The following is a 15,984-nucleotide window of genomic DNA, read 5'->3' as shown; positions in this document are numbered from 1 at the left end:
GTGAATCACCTTACTCCTGTTGACGCAAAAGCTTTCGGCAAAGTCGGCGTGCTGTACGGCGGTCGTTCCGCCGAGCGCGACGTGTCCATCATGTCCGGCAACGGCGTGCTGAAGGCCCTGCAAAGCAAGGGCGTGGACGCCCACCTGTTCGACACCGGCGTGCGCACGCTGGCCGAACTGGCCGCAGAAAAATTCGACCGCGTGTTCATCGCGCTGCACGGCCGCTTCGGCGAAGACGGCAGCCTGCAGGGCGCGCTGGAACTGCTGGGCATTCCGTACACCGGCAGCGGCGTCATGGCCAGCTCGGTGGGCATGGACAAGATCACCACCAAGATCGTCTGGCTGGCGGCCGGCCTGCCGACGCCGCGCTACGCGGTGATCAATGCGGGCTCCGACCTGGACGCCGTGGCGGCCGACCTGGGCCTGCCGCTGATCGTCAAGCCGCCGCATGAAGGCTCGACCATCGGCATCACCAAGGTCAGCGCCGCCAATGAATTCAAGGCCGCCTTCGATATCGCCGCCGCGCTGGACGACTCGGTGCTGGCCGAGGAATTCGTCACCGGCCGCGAGTTCACGGTAGCCATGCTGGGTTCGGGCGCCAATGCGCGTCCGCTGCCGGTGGTGGAGATCGTGGCCCCGCAAGGCAATTACGATTACCAGAACAAGTACTTCACCGACGACACCCAGTACTTCTGCCCGGCCGTGCTGCCGGAAGCGCTGACGCAGGAGATGCAGCGCCTGGCCGTGCTGGCCTATCGCGCCATCGGCTGCGAGGGTTGGGGCCGGGTCGACTTCCTGCTGCGCGAAAGCGACCAGAAGCCGTTCCTGCTGGAGGTGAACACCTCGCCCGGCATGACTGGGCACTCGCTGGTGCCGATGGCGGCGCGCGCGGAAGGCATCAGCTATGAAGACCTGTGCGTGGAAATCCTGCGCACGGCGCGCCTGAAGTTAGCTCAACCTCAGATGAAGGGTTAAGCAAGGAGATGTGGCAAGACGCTAAAGCTTTGAATGCGACCGCCAGTGGCATTTTCGCCTTGACGGTATTGGCATCCATCGCCGCAGGCGTGTGGTGGGTAGCGCAACGGCCGATGTTCAACCTGCGCACCATCCGTATCGAGACGATCGGGCAGGACGAGTTAAAGCATGTGAATCACCTGACGCTGCGCAGCAACGCGTTGGGCCGCATCAAGGGCAACTTCTTCACGACGAATCTGGATGCGGTACGCCAGGCGTTTGAATCGGTGCCCTGGGTGCGCCGCGCAACGGTGCGCCGCGAGTGGCCGGACCAGCTGATCGTGGCGCTGGAAGAGCATGAGGCGCTGGGCACGTGGGGCGAGGACGGCAAGCTGCTGTCGACCAAGGGCGATGTGTTCACCGCCAACCTGGCCGAAGCTGAAGAGGATCACACGCTGCCGGAGTTCGATGGACCGGACGGCAGCGAGAAGGAAGTACTGTCGCGTTACGACGAGCTGCGCACCTGGTTTGCGCCGCTCAAGCTGGTGCCCGAGTCGTTGTCGCTGTCGGGACGCTATGCATGGACGGTGCGGCTGAATAACGGCATGAGCGTGGCGCTGGGGCGGGAACAGACCAGCACCACGTTGAAGGAAAGGGTGGACCGCCTGATGGGAATTTATCCGCAGCTGGTGGAGCACTTGCAGAACATCGAGACCATCGATATGCGTTACCAGAACGGGCTGGCCCTGAGCGCGACGGGATTGAAGATTCCGGCCGAGGGAGCCAAGCCAAAACCGATCGTGAAGAAAAAAATACAGTAGGCAGAGATAAATGACTAAAGACGCTAAAAACCTGATCGTTGGCCTCGACATCGGCACCTCGAAAGTGGTGGCCGTGGTGGCCGAGGTGATGGGCGATGGACGCCACGAAGTGATCGGGCTGGGCCAGCACGAATCGAAAGGCCTGAAGAAGGGCGTGGTGGTCAACATCGAAGCGACCGTCGAATCGATCCAGCGCGCGCTGGAAGAGGCGGAGCTGATGGCCGACTGCAAGATCCGCAATGTCTACGCCGGCATCGCGGGCAGCCATATCCGCAGCTTCAATTCCAGCGGCATGGTGGCCATCAAGGACAAGGAAGTCACGGCCACCGACGTGGCGCGCGTCATCGAAACGGCAAAAGCGGTTAACATCCCGACCGACCAGCAGCTGCTGCATACGGTACCGCAGGAATTCATCGTCGACAGCCAGGAAGACGTGCGCGAACCGATCGGCATGAGCGGCATCCGCCTGGAAGTCAAAGTCCATATCGTCACCGGCGCCGTGTCGGCGGTGCAGAACATCGTCAAGTGCGTGCGCCGTTGCGGCCTCGAAGTGTCGGACCTGATCCTGCAGCCGATGGCATCGGCCGACGCCGTGCTGACGCCCGATGAAAAAGAACTGGGCGTGGTGTTGATCGACATCGGCGGCGGCACCACCGACGTCGCGGTGTTCTCCGACGGCGCGATTCGCCACACGGCCGTGATCCCGATCGCCGGCGACCAGATCACCAACGACATCGCGATGGCGCTGCGCACGCCGACCTCGGAAGCGGAAGAGATCAAGATCCGCTACGGCGTGGCCAAGCAGGTGCTGGCCGATCCGGGCGAGACGCTGGAAGTGCCGGGCCTGGGCGACCGCGGTCCGCGCAACCTGTCGCGCCAGGCGCTGGCCGCCGTGATCGAGCCGCGCGTCGAAGAGCTTTTCGCCATGGTGCACCAGGTGGTGCGCGAGTCGGGCTACGAAGGCGTGCTGTCCTCGGGCATCGTGCTGACCGGCGGCACCGCGATCATGCCGGGCATGGTCGAGATGGCGGAAGACATATTCCTCAAGCCGGCGCGCCTGGGCACGCCGGACTACCGTGGCCAGCTGGCCGACGTGGTGCGCAGTCCGCGCTACGCGACCGTGCTTGGCCTGTTGTTGGAAGCGAAAAAGCAGTACCTGCGTGGCCATATCGTTACGCGGCAGGATGGTTCGGTGAAGGCAGTATGGCAGCGCATGAAAGAATGGTTCTTGGGTAATTTTTAAGCTTATTTTTCTAAACTATTTATATTAAAACCGCAGTTTTCAATCCCCAGTTCTTCTAACGATATGAGGACTGGCGCTTGAAAACCGCATTCTGATAGGGAGTCACATCATGGAGTTTGATATGGTCGATAACGCAGCTTTGGGCACCGTCATCAAGGTCGTCGGAGTCGGCGGCGCAGGTGGCAATGCAGTTCAACACATGATTAACAAAGGTATGGTCGGCGTAGAGTTCATCGCCGCCAATACCGATGCCCAGGCGCTGTCGACCTCCAAGGCCGACAACGTGATCCAGATCGGCGAGACCGGCCTGGGTGCGGGGATGAAGCCTGACGTCGGCCGCAAGCTGGCCGAGGAATCGCGCCAGCGCATCGAAGACTCGCTGCGCGGCGCGCACATGGTCTTCATCGCCGCCGGCATGGGCGGCGGCACCGGCACCGGCGCCGCACCGATCGTGGCGGAAATCGCCAAGTCGCTGGGCGCGCTGACCGTGGCCGTGGTGTCGAAGCCGTTCTCGCACGAAGGCCAGAAGTGCATGGACATCGCCGACGAAGGCCTGGAGCAGCTGTCGGCCAACGTCGACTCGCTGATCGTGATCCTGAACGAGAAGCTGGAAGAGATCTACGAAGACGAATCGCTGATCGAGTGGCTGCAGCACGCCGACGATGTGCTGAACAACGCCGTCGCCGGTATCGCCGAGATCATCAACGTGCCGGGCCATATCAACGTCGACTTCAACGACGTCAAGACCATCATGGGCGAGCAGGGCAAGGCCATGATGGGCACCGCGACCGCGTCCGGCGTCGACCGCGCGCGCATCGCCGCCGAGCAGGCCGTGGCTTCGCCGCTGCTGGACGGCGTCGACCTGTCGGGTGCACGCGGCGTGCTGGTCAACGTGACCGCGTCGCGCGGCCTGAAAGGTAAAGAGATCAAGGAAGTCATGGCCGCCGTGCGCGCCTTCGCCGCGCCGGATGCGTCGATCGCCCAGGGTATCGCCTACGACGACAACATGGGCGACGACATCCGCGTCACCGTGGTCGCCACCGGCCTGGGCAAGGCCAAGAAGCACGTGCAGCTGGTTCCTCAGCAGATGCTGCGCACCGGCACCCACAACAGCCCGATGATGCCATCGGCTGCACTGGGCGGCGGCGCGGCTTCGTCGTCGGTCTCGATGGGCGCGACCAGCGGCATGGGCGGCGGTGCATCGCCAGCCTTCGACGGCATGAAGGCGCCGGCCGTATGGCGTCGCGAGTCCGCTTCCGAGCAGGTGCGCGCGATGGAAAAGAATGGCATGGAAACGTACGACATTCCTGCCTTCCTGCGCAAGCAGGCGGATTAAGGCATACTGCTGGCTCTAAGCCGGTGAAAGCCGCGCCTGGCGCGGCTTTTTTACGTTCAACATTTTATAAAAGGAGTCATCCATGACCATCAAGATTGGCGACACCCTGCCAGAAGGCACCCTGTCCGAATTCATCGAAACCGAAACCGAAGGCTGCTCGCTGGGCCCGAACACGTTCAACGTACAAGACCTGGTCAAGGGCAAGAAGATCGCGATCTTCGGCCTGCCAGGCGCCTACACCCCGACCTGCTCGGCACAGCATGTGCCAGGCTACGTCAAGCACGCCGCCGACCTGAAAGCCAAGGGCGTCGACGAAATCTGGTGCATCTCGGTCAATGACGCCTTCGTCATGGGCGCGTGGGGCCGCGACCAGAAAGCCACCGGCATCGTCCGCATGATGGCCGACGGCAACGCCGCTTACTCCAAGGCCCTGGGCCTGGACGCCGACTTCAGCAAGTTCGGCATGGGCACCCGCTCGCAGCGCTACTCGCTGCTGGTCGACAACGGTGTTGTGACCCAGCTGAACATCGAACAAGGCGGCAAGTTCGAAGTCTCGAACGCCGAAACCCTGCTGGCCCAGGCGTAATCGCCGGACTGGTTGGATGCAGTAACGAAACGGCGCCATGAGGCGCCGTTTTTGTCTTGGCCGGTCGCGTTGTAAAGCGAGGATCAGTAACCCTGCACGCGCAGGCACAGGGCCAGTTCGTCGGCCAGCCGGCGCCGCTGGGCCGCGCCGATGAAGCGGCCGACTTCGATTTGCTCGCCGCAGTCTTCAAGATGAATGAGGTCGCCGTCGCGCCGGGGCGGCAGCAGGCGGGTGGTGCGTGGACGCAGACTGCGCTCGCTGCGCTTGCGTCCCCGGCATTGCTCCACCACGATGGCGCCGGGCGAAATCGCGATGCGGTCGTAATCGCCCCGGTGGCGCGCGCAGTAGTGCAGGCAGGCCGCCAGCGCAGCCTGCTCCAGCGTGGCGTAGACCAGCACATACCAGTACCCCTGCCACAGGAAGGCCAGCGCCACCAGCGCCGACGGCACGCACAGCGTCACGAACACCAGCACCAGTTGGCGCTGGGTCAGTGTGCAGCGGCGCTCCAACAGCCAGCTGCGCGGTTCCGATGGCACATCGCGCGGCATCGCCTGCTCCCGGGATAGCAAGCCTCAAGTATATCCCCGTTCACAGGCGTGGCGCCGCTACGTCAGTAGATGTCGCCGAAATCGTGCTTGGCCTTGAACAGGGTCGAGTCGATGGAAAACGAGCAGTCGGCCTGCACGGCGAAGTATTTCAAGGTCTCTTCGGGCGCGGTCGCGAACAGGCTGCGGATGGCTGTCACGCGTTCGGCCGGCGTGCGCATGCGGGCCGTCCAATCGTCGAATTTCATTTCCAGCTTCCAGTCGCCGGCGCGCTCGCAGGTGAAGCCGGCGTCCGCCAGCATCGCCAGCCATTCGGACGGCCGGTAGTCGCGCACGTGCGATGCGTCGCGCAGCAGTTCGACCGCCTGCAAGGTGGTGTCGTGCAGCGCGTTCTCCGGCGCGGTGATGTCGATGACGACCAGCACGCCGCCTTTCTTCAGTACCCGCTTCACTTCGCGCAGCGCGGCCGGCACGTCCAGCCAGTGGTGCGCCGAGAAGCGCGTGACCACCATGCAGAACGAGGCGTCCGCAAACGGCAGGCTGGCGACGTTGCCCTGTTGCGTGGCGATGTTGTCCAGCCCCCGCTCGGAGGCGGCGCCGCGCACCACGGCCAGCATCTGCTCCGACAGGTCGAACGCTGTCACGGACTTCGCCACCGGCGCCACGGCGAAGCTGGCGTGGCCGGCGCCGCAGCCCAGGTCCAGCACCGTCGGATGCGGTCCCAGCAGGCGGACGACCTCGCGCAGCGCGGCCAGGTCGGCGCCTTGCGCGTGGACGGTGCTGGTCAGGTAGGCGCTGGCGGTATTGCCGAACTGCTCGGCGACGACGGCTTGCTGTTTCATGTTTTTCTCCTGGAATGGGCGAGTCAGGGCAGAATAGGCGTATTTTTATCCTGTAACAAGACAAGTACTTATCCTGGTATAAGAACTACCATGCACAGCAAACTCGGCGAATTTATCCGCGCCCATCGCGAGCGCACACTGCCCGACAGCGTCGGCCTGCCCGGTGGCGGACGGCGCCGCACGCCCGGCCTGCGGCGCGAAGAGCTGGCGCAGCTGTGCGATGTCAGTCCGACCTGGCTGACGTGGCTGGAGCAGGGCAGGGAAGTGCAGGCGTCCGGCAAGATGCTGGCGCGGCTGGCGGAAGTGCTGCATCTGTCGGCCGCCGAGCGCGCCTACCTGTTCAGCCTGGCCGACCGGCTCGACCCGCATCACGACGACGACGGCGGCAGCGCTGAGGAGGCGCTGGACGCGATCGTCGCGGCCATCGACGCGCCGGCCTACATCCTGGACCGGCAATGGGATGCGGTAGCGTGGAATCCGCAGGCGGAGCGGCTGCTTGCCGGCTGGCTGTCGCCGTCACCGCAGTCACGGCCGAATCTGTTGCGCTACATGTTCCTCAGCGCGGCGGCGCGCGAGCTGATCGTCGATTGGCCGGAGCGCGCGCGGCGTCTGGTGGCCGAGTTTCGCGCGGACATCGGCCGGCACGCCAGCGAGCAGGTGCTGGCCGGGCTGATCGTTGAACTGTCCGACGCCAGCGCGACCTTCGCCGAACTGTGGACCTTGCAGGACGTGGTCGGCAGGGAAGGCGGCCTGCGCCGCTTCCGCCATCCGCGGCGGGGCGATCTGGACTTCAACCAGGTGACGCTGCACCTGGCCAAGCGCCATGATCTGAAGCTGGTGATGCTGCTGCCGCAGACTTGACAGGCCTGACAGCGATGACAGGAATTTGATGTTATAGTTTCTGCATCATTGCGCCTTGAGCGAAGGCCGGGCGGCTTGGCATCTTCAAGGTCTACCGCACCAGCGCAACCGAGATTTTTATCGCGCCCATGCACCGCATGGTCATCAAAGCCAGCCTGCGCCGTGCTGCGCAGATCGGCTGGCCTGGCATTTTTCAGGATGGAAGTGGATGGATGATCTGATCAGGGGCGAGATACTTTCCTTGGCGCGCACTGCGCATGGTTTAACCGAACTGTCCTATCAAAATGATCCAGCCCGGCGAGGCGAGTCGGGATGGAATGAAAAGCAGAGGGTGCTCCTCGCCGATATGGCGCTCCATTTGCTGCAAACTTCGCTCGGCCGCGGCGAGCTTTCAGAAGCCGATCTAAAAAGAAATCTGTTTTCAATTCTGACGATTTCAGATCAGTTGATGCCGGACCATGGTTTGAAAGCTGTTGCTGAGGAGTTGTATTCCTCCTAGCCTCTGAGCATAGACCTTGCGCTGTTTGATTGGAACGGTGCGTGCGGACTTGGCACTTTATAATGCCGGGCATGAAACCTTTGATCGCACTGGTATTTGCCGCGCTGTCGAGCTCGTCGGCACTGACCTGCCAGACACCAACCCCGGACAGCCTGCGCGCCGCCTGGATCACCTGGCGGGCGGCCGCGCTGAAAGACGAGCCGGGCACGTCGGCGCGGCTGTACAAATTCCCCTTCCTGCTGCTGTCCGCCTATCAGGGCGACCGGCCGCTGCGCGTGACCAAGGCCGGCTTCAACGACAACTACATCGACCTGTTCGGCGCGGAGCTGCAATTCCGCCAGGAGCTGAAGCAAACCACGGACAACGAGCACGTCGGAAAAATCGATTTCGACGACAAGGCCTGCAAGCTCAAATTCCCGGTCCGCATCCACGACACCAACTTCACCTACGACCAGAAGGCCGGCTGGCTGGTGCAGTCGATCTACATGCCGGGGGCCTACGGCATCTTCAACAAAGGCGACACCGAAGGCATACGCTGAATCGGCCTGCCTTCTGCAAGGAAAGTAGCCCCTTGCTATAATCGACACGACCGGGCACGGCCTGCCGGTCCTGGCTCCGGACGTCGCCATGATGACGTTCCCAGTGGTCCGCACGGACCTGTCGCAAGGAGCTTCCCCTGTCCACCGCCACCCGCTCAGAAAACCTGCGCAGCATCTACGCCATGCTGGCCGCAGTCGCCATGTTCTCTTTCATGGACACCACCATGAAAGTGCTGTCGTCCCACTATCCCGCCACGCAAGTGACCGCCATGCGCGCGCTCAGTTCGCTGCCGCTGCTGTGCGGCTACATGCTGTACCGCGGCGCCTTCCGCGGCATCTTCCGCGTGCGCTGGGGCATGCACATCTTCCGCAGCCTGCTGGGCATCGCCATGCTGACCTCGTTCGCCTACGGCCTCAAGGCGCTGTCGCTGGCCGAGGCGTATTCGATCTTCTTCATCGCGCCATCGCTGATCACGGCGCTGTCGGTGTTCATCCTGAAGGAGAAGGTCGGCACCGGCCAGTGGGTCGCCATCGTGGTCGGCCTGCTCGGCGTGCTGGTGGTGCTGCGGCCCGAAGGTACGGGCTTCCTGACCTTGGGCGGGCTGGCCTTGCTCGGCTCGGCCGCCTGTTACGCGATGGCCGCGATCACCAGCCGCGTGCTGGCCCGCACCGACAGCAACGAGTCGATGATGTTCTGGTATCTGCTGCTGATGGCGGCCGGCGGCCTGGCGATGTCGGCCAGCCACTGGGTGCCGGTGCGCGCCGAGGATGGCTGGGTGCTGCTGGCGCTGGCGCTGAGCGGCTTCCTCGGCCAGCTGGCGATCACGCGCGCGTTCAGCTCCGGCAAGGCCTCGGTGGTGGCGCCGTTCGAATACTCGGCGCTGGCCTGGGGCGTGGCGATCGACTGGCTGCTGTGGCACACGCTGCCGGACGGCTACACGCTGCTGGGCGCCGGCATCATCATCGCCAGCGGCATCTACCTGGTGCGGCGCGAATCGGTCCACGCCGAGGCCGAGCATCCTTGATTGTGGGAAACCCCGCCGGCAGCGCGGCGGACCCAACTTCGCTATAATCGTCGGATGTTAAAACAACGCACTATCAAAGAACTGGTCCGCACCACGGGTGTCGGCCTGCACTCCGGCACCAAGGTCGAGCTGACCTTGCGCCCGGCCGCGCCGGACACCGGCATCGTGTTCCGCCGCGTCGACCTGACGCCGGTGGTGGAGTTCCCCGCCAGCGCCATGGCCGTGGGCGATACCCGCATGGCCTCGGTGCTGGTCAAGGACGGCGCCCGCGTGTCGACCGTCGAGCACCTGATGTCGGCCTGCGCCGGCCTCGGCCTGGACAATCTGTACATCGAAGTGAGCGCCGAAGAAATCCCCATCATGGACGGCTCGGCGTCGTCGTTCGTGTATTTATTGCAACAGGCTGGCGTGCAGGAGCAGCCGGTGCCGAAAAAATTCATCCGCGTGCTGAAGCCGGTGGAAATCCGCGAAGGCACGGGCGAGAAGGAAAAATGGGCCCGTTTGACCCCGTACAACGGCTTCAAGCTGGACTTTTTCATTGAGTTCAATCATCCGGCCGTCGACGGCACCCAGCAGCGCGCCCATGTGGACTTCGGTGACGTCTCCTACGTGCACGACGTGGCCCGCGCCCGCACCTTCGGCTTCATGCAGGACGTGGAAATGCTGCGCGGCATAGGCCTGGCGCGCGGCGGTTCGCTGGAAAACGCCATCGTGATGGACGAGTACCGCATCCTCAATTCGGACGGGCTGCGCTATGACGACGAATTCGTGCGCCACAAGATTCTGGACGCCATCGGCGACCTGTACCTGGTCGGCCATCCGCTGCTGGCCAGCTACGAGGCGCACAAATCCGGCCACGCGCTGAACAACCAGCTGCTGCTGGAGCTGCTCAAGCATCCGGATGCCTATGAAATCGTCTCGTTCGAGACCAATGAAGTCGCGCCGCCGTCCTACCTGCGCCAGATGGCGCGCGAGTGGGCGCTCACCTAAGCTAGATTGGCCGGCGCTTGGCCACCATCGCCTTGAGCGCCGCGATCAGCGTGGCGTTCTGCGGCGTGTCCTCCAGCGCATCGCCGAGCTCGTCGAAGGCCGTCACGGCCGCTTCGGTCAGGGACAGGGCGCGCATCTGCTCCTTGATCTCGGCCGGTTTGCTCATCTGCACCTTCAATTTCACGCCATGCACCTGCCAGCCGCGCCGCGCCAGCGTGTCCTGCAGCTTGGGCAGCTGCTGCTTGAGCTTGGCCGCCAGGGCGGCATTCGGCAGCGACAAGGTCAATTGCCCATCCTCGAACGCCAGGATCTCGCAGTACTTGAACATGGCGGGCAGGGCCGCCGCGCAGTCTTTTTGCAGGGCGGCCATGCGCTCGATGGCCGGCAGCAGGGCCGCCATTTTGTCGTCGCGGCGCAGGAAATCGGTCGCGCCGATGGGAGTGCGGCGCGTGATGGACAGGTTGGAGGAGTTGAATCGCATGCGCAACAACATATCACAGCGGCAAAAAAACGTCACCACCGGTTAAAATAGCTTAATTTTGTGACATTGTTCACTCTTGGGCTATTGTTAAACAGGTCAATAACCCAATGTAGGCGCGGACGCATGATAAAATCACCGTCTTTTGCCATAGTCGAACTCCGTGCGGTAAGGCGTTTTTCACCTACAGAGCTTTTTTTAACGGCGTTTTTTCAAGAATTCAAGCATGTCATTACTGACCCAGATTTTCGGCAGCCGCAACCAGCGGCTGCTCAAGCAATACCAAAAAACGGTACGCGAGATCAATGCGCTCGAGCCGGCGATGGAAAAACTGTCCGACGCCGAGCTGCAAGCGAAGACGCCTGCATTCAAGGAACGCATCGCCAATGGCGAGTCGCTCGATGCGCTCCTGCCTGAGGCGTTTGCCGTCTGCCGCGAAGCAAGCAAGCGCGTCTTCAAGATGCGTCACTTCGACGTGCAGCTGATCGGCGGCATGGTTCTGCACTACGGCAAGATCGCCGAAATGGGCACCGGCGAGGGCAAAACCCTGACCGCGACCCTGCCGGCCTATCTGAATGCGCTGTCGGGCAAGGGCGTGCACATCGTGACCGTCAATGATTACCTGGCGCAGCGCGATGCGGAAACCATGGCCAAGCTGTACAGCTGGCTGGGCTTGACGACCGGTATCAACCTGTCGCAGATGGAACACGCGACCAAGCAGAAGGCTTACGCGTCGGACATCACCTACGGCACCAACAACGAATTCGGTTTCGACTACCTGCGCGACAACATGGTATTCGAAGCCCGCGACCGCGTGCAGCGCGTGCTGAACTTCGGCATCGTCGATGAAGTCGACTCGATCCTGATCGACGAAGCCCGCACCCCGCTGATCATCTCCGGCCAGGCCGAGAACCACACGGACCTGTACTACAAGATCAACGAGCTGCCAGGCATGCTGACGCTGCAGGTCGGCGAAGAAACCCCGGACGGCAAGGGCAAGGTTGACGTTCCTGGCGATTACACCAAGGACGAAAAAGCCCACCAGGTGCTGCTGACCGAAGCCGGTCACGAAAAAGCCGAAGCGATCCTGACCAAAATGGGTCTGCTGCCGGAAGGCGCCTCGCTGTACGACTCGGCCAACATCACGCTGGTGCACCACCTGTACGCGGCGCTGCGCGCGCACGCGCTGTACTTCAAGGATCAGCACTACGTGGTGCAGAACAATGAAGTGGTGATCGTCGACGAATTCACCGGCCGCATGATGACGGGCCGCCGCTGGTCCGACGGCCTGCACCAGGCAGTCGAAGCGAAAGAGGGCGTGAAGATCCAGAACGAGAACCAGACCCTGGCCTCGATCACCTTCCAGAACTACTTCCGCATGTATTCGAAGCTGGCCGGCATGACCGGTACCGCCGATACCGAAGCCTACGAGTTCCAGGAAATCTACGGCCTCGAAACCGTGGTGATCCCGCCTAACCGTCCTTCGCAGCGCAAGGACCGTCAGGACCAGGTCTACAAATCGTCGGCCGAGAAGTACAACGCCATGATGCTGGAAATCCGCGAATGCTACGACCGCGGCCAACCGGTGCTGGTGGGTACGACCTCGATCGAAAACTCGGAACTGCTGTCGGGCATCCTGACCAAGGGCGGCCTGCCGCACAACGTCCTGAACGCGAAACAGCACGCCCGTGAAGCGGAAATCATCGCCCAGGCAGGTAGCCCGAAAGCGATCACCATCGCCACCAACATGGCCGGTCGCGGTACCGACATCGTCTTGGGCGGTAACGTCGAGAAGCAGATCCAGTTCGTTGAAGCCAACGCTGAACTGAGCGACGCCGACAAGGCAGCGCAATCGAAGGCACTGCGCGACGGCTGGCAGGCATTGCACGAGCAGGTGGTTGCTGCCGGCGGCCTGCATATCGTCGGCACCGAACGCCACGAATCGCGCCGCGTCGACAACCAGCTGCGCGGCCGCGCAGCACGTCAGGGCGATCCTGGCATGTCGCGCTTCTTCCTGTCGCTGGACGACCAGCTGCTGCGCATCTTCGCGGGCGACCGCGTGCGCGCCATCATGGACCGTCTGAAGATGCCGGAAGGCGAGCCGATTGAAGCGGGCATCGTTTCGCGTTCGATCGAATCCGCACAGCGCAAGGTCGAGGCACGCAACTTCGATATCCGTAAGCAGCTGCTGGAGTACGACGACGTCGCCAACGACCAGCGCAAAGTGATCTACCAGCAGCGTAACGAGCTGCTGGAAGCGACCGACATTTCGGAACTGATCGAGTCCCTGCGCCACGGCGCCTTCACCGACCTGGTGCGCGAATACGTGCCGGCGGAATCGGTCGAAGAGCAGTGGAACATCAAGGGCCTGGAAGCGGCGCTGGCTGCGGAATGGCAGATCGACCTGCCGCTGCGCGAGATGCTGGAAAAAGAACAGAACCTGAACGACGAAGACATCCTGGAGCGCGTGATCGCTGCGGCCGATGCGCTGTATCAGTCGAAGATCGATATCGTCGGCAAGGAATCGTTCGGCGGCTTCGAACGCAACGTCATGCTGCAAAGCGTGGACAGCCACTGGCGCGAGCACCTGGCGGCGCTGGACCACCTGCGTCAGGGTATCCACCTGCGCGGCTACGCCCAGAAGAATCCGAAGCAGGAATACAAGCGCGAAGCGTTCGAGCTGTTCGGCCAGATGCTGGACATGATCAAGAACGAAGTGGTCAAGCTGATCATGACGGTCCGTATCCAGTCGCGCGAAGAGATCGATGCGGCGGAAGCGGCGATGCAGCAGTCGCACGTGGAAAACGTGAGCTACCAGCACGCCGACTTCAACCCTAACGCAGCGCCGGAAGACCTGCTGGCGCCATCGCCTTCGCTGGCCGGCCTGCCGCCAGAGCTGCAAGGCCTGAGCGGCGAGCAGCTGATGGAGCTGGGCCTGAAGGTCGGACGCAACGACCCATGCCCATGCGGCAGCGGCAAGAAGTACAAAGCCTGCCACGGCAAGCTGGCATAACAAAAAACCGGAGCTAGTCTCCGGTTTTTTTATTCTGGTTTAAAGCTGGCGTTCGTAGACGGCGCGGATGCCGGTGCGGGTTGGCGTGCTGGAGGTGCGCGCCGTGCTGGAGCTGCTGTCGGCGTAGAACTGGCCGAGCAGCTGGTCCTGATGCAGCGCGTTCAGTAGCGATATACGCAGTCGCGATTTGCTGTCGAACTTCCACAGCGCGTAGGCGTCGACGGTACGCGTGACGCCGGTGTAGCTGGCCAGCCTGTCGCTGATGCGGACCATGCCGCCGGTCTGCAGGCCGGCGTTGAAGCCCAGCGTCAGCGCGCCAGCGGGGCGGTAGTCCAGGCCCACGTTGGCGCTGAAGGGGATCTGCGCGCTGAGGCGATTGTCCGGCCCCGGCACCGCGTCGAGCCGAGACCAGTTGCGTGACGCATTCAAGCGCACGTCAGCCGGCCATGCGTTCAGCGGGAATTTGGCGTCGAACTCGATGCCGGCCACCTTGGCCTTGCCGCCGTTGTACGGCGTCGTCACCCACGATCCATTTTGCTCGAACAGCCGCTGCACCGTCACGTCGCGGATGCGCCGCGCATAGGCGGAGATGCTCGCCGAACCTTCCTTGCCGAAGTACGATTCGTACGCCGCGTCCAATCCCCACGCCAGTTCCGGCCGCAGATCGGGATTGCCCTGCACGTCCGGGTTGGTGGGGCCGTTGTCGTTGTTGATGGTGTAGCGGCGCGGCAGCAGGTCTCGCGTCGGCGGCGCTTTGTAGGTGCGGGCGAGGGCCAGTCTTATCTGGTCGCGCTCCTGGTTCGGCAGCTTCCACATCATCTGCGCCACCGGACTGAAAACGCTGGAGCGGTTTTGCACCGCCGCCAGCATGGCGCCGTCGGTGCGCGTGTCCAGCCCTTCCCAGCGCAGACCCAGGTAGGCTTGCAGGCGCGGCGTCACGTCCCACTCGTCCTGGGCGAAGAGGGCGATGCGGCGTACGCGCGCCTCGTACTCTTGCAGCAGCTGGCCCAGCGCCGCGCCGCTGGCCGCGCTGTCGTCCTGGCGGCGCATCTCGCTGCGGCGCGTGTCGGCGCCATCCCAGCCGATGGCGAGATTGTGCGCTTCGCGCAGGCGGGCCAGGTATTTGCCGCTGGTGGTGATGCTGTCGTCGTCGGCGTTCGACTTGACTGCGCGCGTGAACAGCGGCGTGCCGTCCGCGCTGGCGCCGTGAAAGGCGTAGTCGGTGTTGCGGTGGTTGTAGTCGTAGCCCAGCTTGACGCTTAGTTTTCCGTCGGCGCCGACCGTGTGCGTCCACGTCAAGCCGCTGCGCAGGAAGACCGTGTGCGACTGCGCTCGCCAGTCGTTGTCAGGATAGGCGGTCGATGCGCCGTAGATGCTGGTTTCGCGGGAGTCCCCGTGGCTGCGGGTGCGGTACAGGTCCAGCAGGTTTTGCCAGGCCAGCGTATCGCCGTTTTCCAGCGTCCAGTTCAGGCGCGGCGCCAGATTCAGCTTGGTCTGCTGCGATGTATTCAGCTCGGTGAAGGTGCGCAGCGCCGCCGCGCCTTCCACGCGCTCGGTGGTGGCGGGCGTGTTGCGGAAGCCGGTGTCGCTCAGCGTGCCGGCCAGTCCGTACGACAGCGTGCCGGCGCGGTCGGCGATCTGCATGGTGGCCGAAGAACCGTTCACGCCCTGCAGGTTCTCCATGCCCAGCTTGATGTCGCGTTGCGCGCGGCTGCCTTTGCGTAGTACCACGTTGATGCTGCCCGCCAGCGCCTGCGCGCTGTATTCGGCCGATGCGGTACGCAGTATCTCGATGCGTTCTATCAGCTCCGGCGAGATGGCGTCGATGGACATACCCTGCGGCGCAGGCTCGCCGTTGATCAGCAATTGCGTGTAGCCCGCACCCAGCCCGCGCATGCGCACCTCGCCGCCGGCCACGGAGATGCCGGGTTGGCGCTTGAGCAGGGCGGAGAGCGTGGTGTCGCCATACAGGTCGATGTCGGCGCGGCCGACGACGATCTTGGCGGCGGTGTCGTTGCGGCGCAGGGCTTGTGCGGCGGAGCCGGCGATTTCCACGCGCTGCATGTCTGCGGCTTCTTGAGCGATGGCGTTTGCGCTCGCCGCGAGGCAGAGCAGTAGGATAGGTTTCATGAGGAGGGCTTGAGTTGGTCCGGCGCAGAGTATCGCGCCCGCCAAGGCAGCGCAGGCCTCCTTTGTGACGAGCGCCCGGAATGCCGTGACGACGTCCCGCCGCAGCGCAAGCAGGTTTTGCC

Annotated in this window: 15 protein-coding genes; 11 read left to right on the top strand and 4 right to left on the bottom strand. The window is 63.4% G+C overall.

Annotated elements, in window-relative coordinates:
* The 5 genes from GEV01_RS13615 (at nucleotide 1) to GEV01_RS13595 (ending at nucleotide 4,940) form a co-directional block, all read left to right on the top strand.
* On the top strand, nucleotides 1-975 hold the full coding sequence (locus GEV01_RS13615; protein WP_328595514.1) for a D-alanine--D-alanine ligase: 975 nt from the start codon (nucleotides 1-3) through the stop codon (nucleotides 973-975).
* Between the two features lie 8 nt (nucleotides 976-983).
* A complete protein-coding gene (locus GEV01_RS13610) occupies nucleotides 984-1,775 on the top strand; it encodes a cell division protein FtsQ/DivIB (RefSeq protein ID WP_070267205.1) in 792 nt (263 codons plus the stop codon).
* Nucleotides 1,776-1,785: 10 nt separating this feature from the next.
* Nucleotides 1,786-3,018, top strand: coding sequence for a cell division protein FtsA (gene ftsA, locus GEV01_RS13605; RefSeq protein ID WP_008445439.1), 1,233 nt, complete (start codon nucleotides 1,786-1,788; stop codon nucleotides 3,016-3,018).
* A gap of 109 nt (nucleotides 3,019-3,127) precedes the next feature.
* The gene (gene ftsZ / locus GEV01_RS13600; protein WP_152805074.1) at nucleotides 3,128-4,354 is read left to right on the top strand and encodes a cell division protein FtsZ; all 1,227 of its coding nucleotides are present in this window, start codon (nucleotides 3,128-3,130) and stop codon (nucleotides 4,352-4,354) included.
* Nucleotides 4,355-4,436: 82 nt separating this feature from the next.
* Nucleotides 4,437-4,940 (top strand): peroxiredoxin, encoded by a 504-nt coding sequence (locus GEV01_RS13595; RefSeq protein ID WP_008445441.1) that lies wholly within the window; start codon nucleotides 4,437-4,439, stop codon nucleotides 4,938-4,940.
* An 83-nt stretch (nucleotides 4,941-5,023) separates the two neighbouring features.
* Here GEV01_RS13595 and GEV01_RS13590 read toward each other — a convergent pair whose 3' ends face one another.
* Nucleotides 5,024-5,488, bottom strand: coding sequence for a DUF2244 domain-containing protein (locus GEV01_RS13590; protein ID WP_152805071.1), 465 nt, complete (start codon nucleotides 5,486-5,488; stop codon nucleotides 5,024-5,026).
* A 62-nt stretch (nucleotides 5,489-5,550) separates the two neighbouring features.
* Nucleotides 5,551-6,327 carry a class I SAM-dependent methyltransferase gene (locus tag GEV01_RS13585; protein ID WP_152805069.1) on the bottom strand — a complete coding sequence of 259 codons (777 nt, stop codon included), beginning with the start codon at nucleotides 6,325-6,327 and terminating at the stop codon, nucleotides 5,551-5,553.
* A 90-nt stretch (nucleotides 6,328-6,417) separates the two neighbouring features.
* On the opposite strand from GEV01_RS13585, the gene GEV01_RS13580 reads away from it, so the two are divergent.
* From GEV01_RS13580 to lpxC, 5 genes are all read left to right on the top strand, one after another.
* Nucleotides 6,418-7,188: a helix-turn-helix transcriptional regulator gene (locus tag GEV01_RS13580; protein WP_152805067.1), complete on the top strand. Its 771-nt coding sequence runs from the start codon at nucleotides 6,418-6,420 to the stop codon at nucleotides 7,186-7,188.
* Between the two features lie 55 nt (nucleotides 7,189-7,243).
* Nucleotides 7,244-7,687 (top strand): hypothetical protein, encoded by a 444-nt coding sequence (locus GEV01_RS13575; RefSeq protein ID WP_217428395.1) that lies wholly within the window; start codon nucleotides 7,244-7,246, stop codon nucleotides 7,685-7,687.
* A gap of 71 nt (nucleotides 7,688-7,758) precedes the next feature.
* On the top strand, nucleotides 7,759-8,226 hold the full coding sequence (locus GEV01_RS13570; RefSeq protein WP_152805063.1) for a hypothetical protein: 468 nt from the start codon (nucleotides 7,759-7,761) through the stop codon (nucleotides 8,224-8,226).
* A gap of 182 nt (nucleotides 8,227-8,408) precedes the next feature.
* Entirely contained in the window at nucleotides 8,409-9,251 is an 843-nt protein-coding gene (locus tag GEV01_RS13565; RefSeq protein WP_152805061.1) for a DMT family transporter, read from the top strand.
* 54 nt (nucleotides 9,252-9,305) lie between these two features.
* On the top strand, nucleotides 9,306-10,241 hold the full coding sequence (gene lpxC, locus GEV01_RS13560; RefSeq protein WP_152805059.1) for a UDP-3-O-acyl-N-acetylglucosamine deacetylase: 936 nt from the start codon (nucleotides 9,306-9,308) through the stop codon (nucleotides 10,239-10,241).
* A 1-nt stretch (nucleotide 10,242) separates the two neighbouring features.
* On the opposite strand, the gene GEV01_RS13555 is transcribed toward lpxC, so the two are convergent.
* On the bottom strand, nucleotides 10,243-10,722 hold the full coding sequence (locus GEV01_RS13555) for a DciA family protein (RefSeq protein WP_235914350.1): 480 nt from the start codon (nucleotides 10,720-10,722) through the stop codon (nucleotides 10,243-10,245).
* Between the two features lie 223 nt (nucleotides 10,723-10,945).
* Here GEV01_RS13555 and secA point away from each other — a divergent pair, with 223 nt between their 5' ends.
* On the top strand, nucleotides 10,946-13,732 hold the full coding sequence (gene secA, locus GEV01_RS13550; protein WP_152805055.1) for a preprotein translocase subunit SecA: 2,787 nt from the start codon (nucleotides 10,946-10,948) through the stop codon (nucleotides 13,730-13,732).
* Between the two features lie 39 nt (nucleotides 13,733-13,771).
* Here secA and GEV01_RS13545 read toward each other — a convergent pair whose 3' ends face one another.
* Nucleotides 13,772-15,796, bottom strand: coding sequence for a TonB-dependent receptor plug domain-containing protein (locus tag GEV01_RS13545; protein WP_152805053.1), 2,025 nt, complete (start codon nucleotides 15,794-15,796; stop codon nucleotides 13,772-13,774).
* Nucleotides 15,797-15,984: the final 188 nt, after the last annotated feature.

Source organism: Rugamonas rivuli (assembly GCF_009380165.1).
Lineage (GTDB): Bacteria > Pseudomonadota > Gammaproteobacteria > Burkholderiales > Burkholderiaceae_D > Rugamonas > Rugamonas rivuli.
This window is presented reverse-complemented; position numbering and strand designations above follow the sequence as displayed.

Excerpts from the sequence above, each read along its gene's own strand:
- GEV01_RS13610 (WP_070267205.1), top strand. The coding sequence starts at position 984 with ATGTGGCAAGACGCTAAAGCTTTGAATGCGACCGCCAGTGGCATTTTC.
- GEV01_RS13580 (WP_152805067.1), top strand. The coding sequence starts at position 6,418 with ATGCACAGCAAACTCGGCGAATTTATCCGCGCCCATCGCGAGCGCACA.
- GEV01_RS13585 (WP_152805069.1), bottom strand. The coding sequence starts at position 6,327 with ATGAAACAGCAAGCCGTCGTCGCCGAGCAGTTCGGCAATACCGCCAGC.
- GEV01_RS13590 (WP_152805071.1), bottom strand. The coding sequence starts at position 5,488 with ATGCCGCGCGATGTGCCATCGGAACCGCGCAGCTGGCTGTTGGAGCGC.
- lpxC (WP_152805059.1), top strand. The coding sequence starts at position 9,306 with ATGTTAAAACAACGCACTATCAAAGAACTGGTCCGCACCACGGGTGTC.
- ftsZ (WP_152805074.1), top strand. The coding sequence starts at position 3,128 with ATGGAGTTTGATATGGTCGATAACGCAGCTTTGGGCACCGTCATCAAG.
- secA (WP_152805055.1), top strand. The coding sequence starts at position 10,946 with ATGTCATTACTGACCCAGATTTTCGGCAGCCGCAACCAGCGGCTGCTC.
- GEV01_RS13595 (WP_008445441.1), top strand. The coding sequence starts at position 4,437 with ATGACCATCAAGATTGGCGACACCCTGCCAGAAGGCACCCTGTCCGAA.
- GEV01_RS13555 (WP_235914350.1), bottom strand. The coding sequence starts at position 10,722 with ATGCGATTCAACTCCTCCAACCTGTCCATCACGCGCCGCACTCCCATC.
- ftsA (WP_008445439.1), top strand. The coding sequence starts at position 1,786 with ATGACTAAAGACGCTAAAAACCTGATCGTTGGCCTCGACATCGGCACC.
- GEV01_RS13570 (WP_152805063.1), top strand. The coding sequence starts at position 7,759 with ATGAAACCTTTGATCGCACTGGTATTTGCCGCGCTGTCGAGCTCGTCG.
- GEV01_RS13545 (WP_152805053.1), bottom strand. The coding sequence starts at position 15,796 with ATGCAGCGCGTGGAAATCGCCGGCTCCGCCGCACAAGCCCTGCGCCGC.
- GEV01_RS13565 (WP_152805061.1), top strand. The coding sequence starts at position 8,409 with ATGCTGGCCGCAGTCGCCATGTTCTCTTTCATGGACACCACCATGAAA.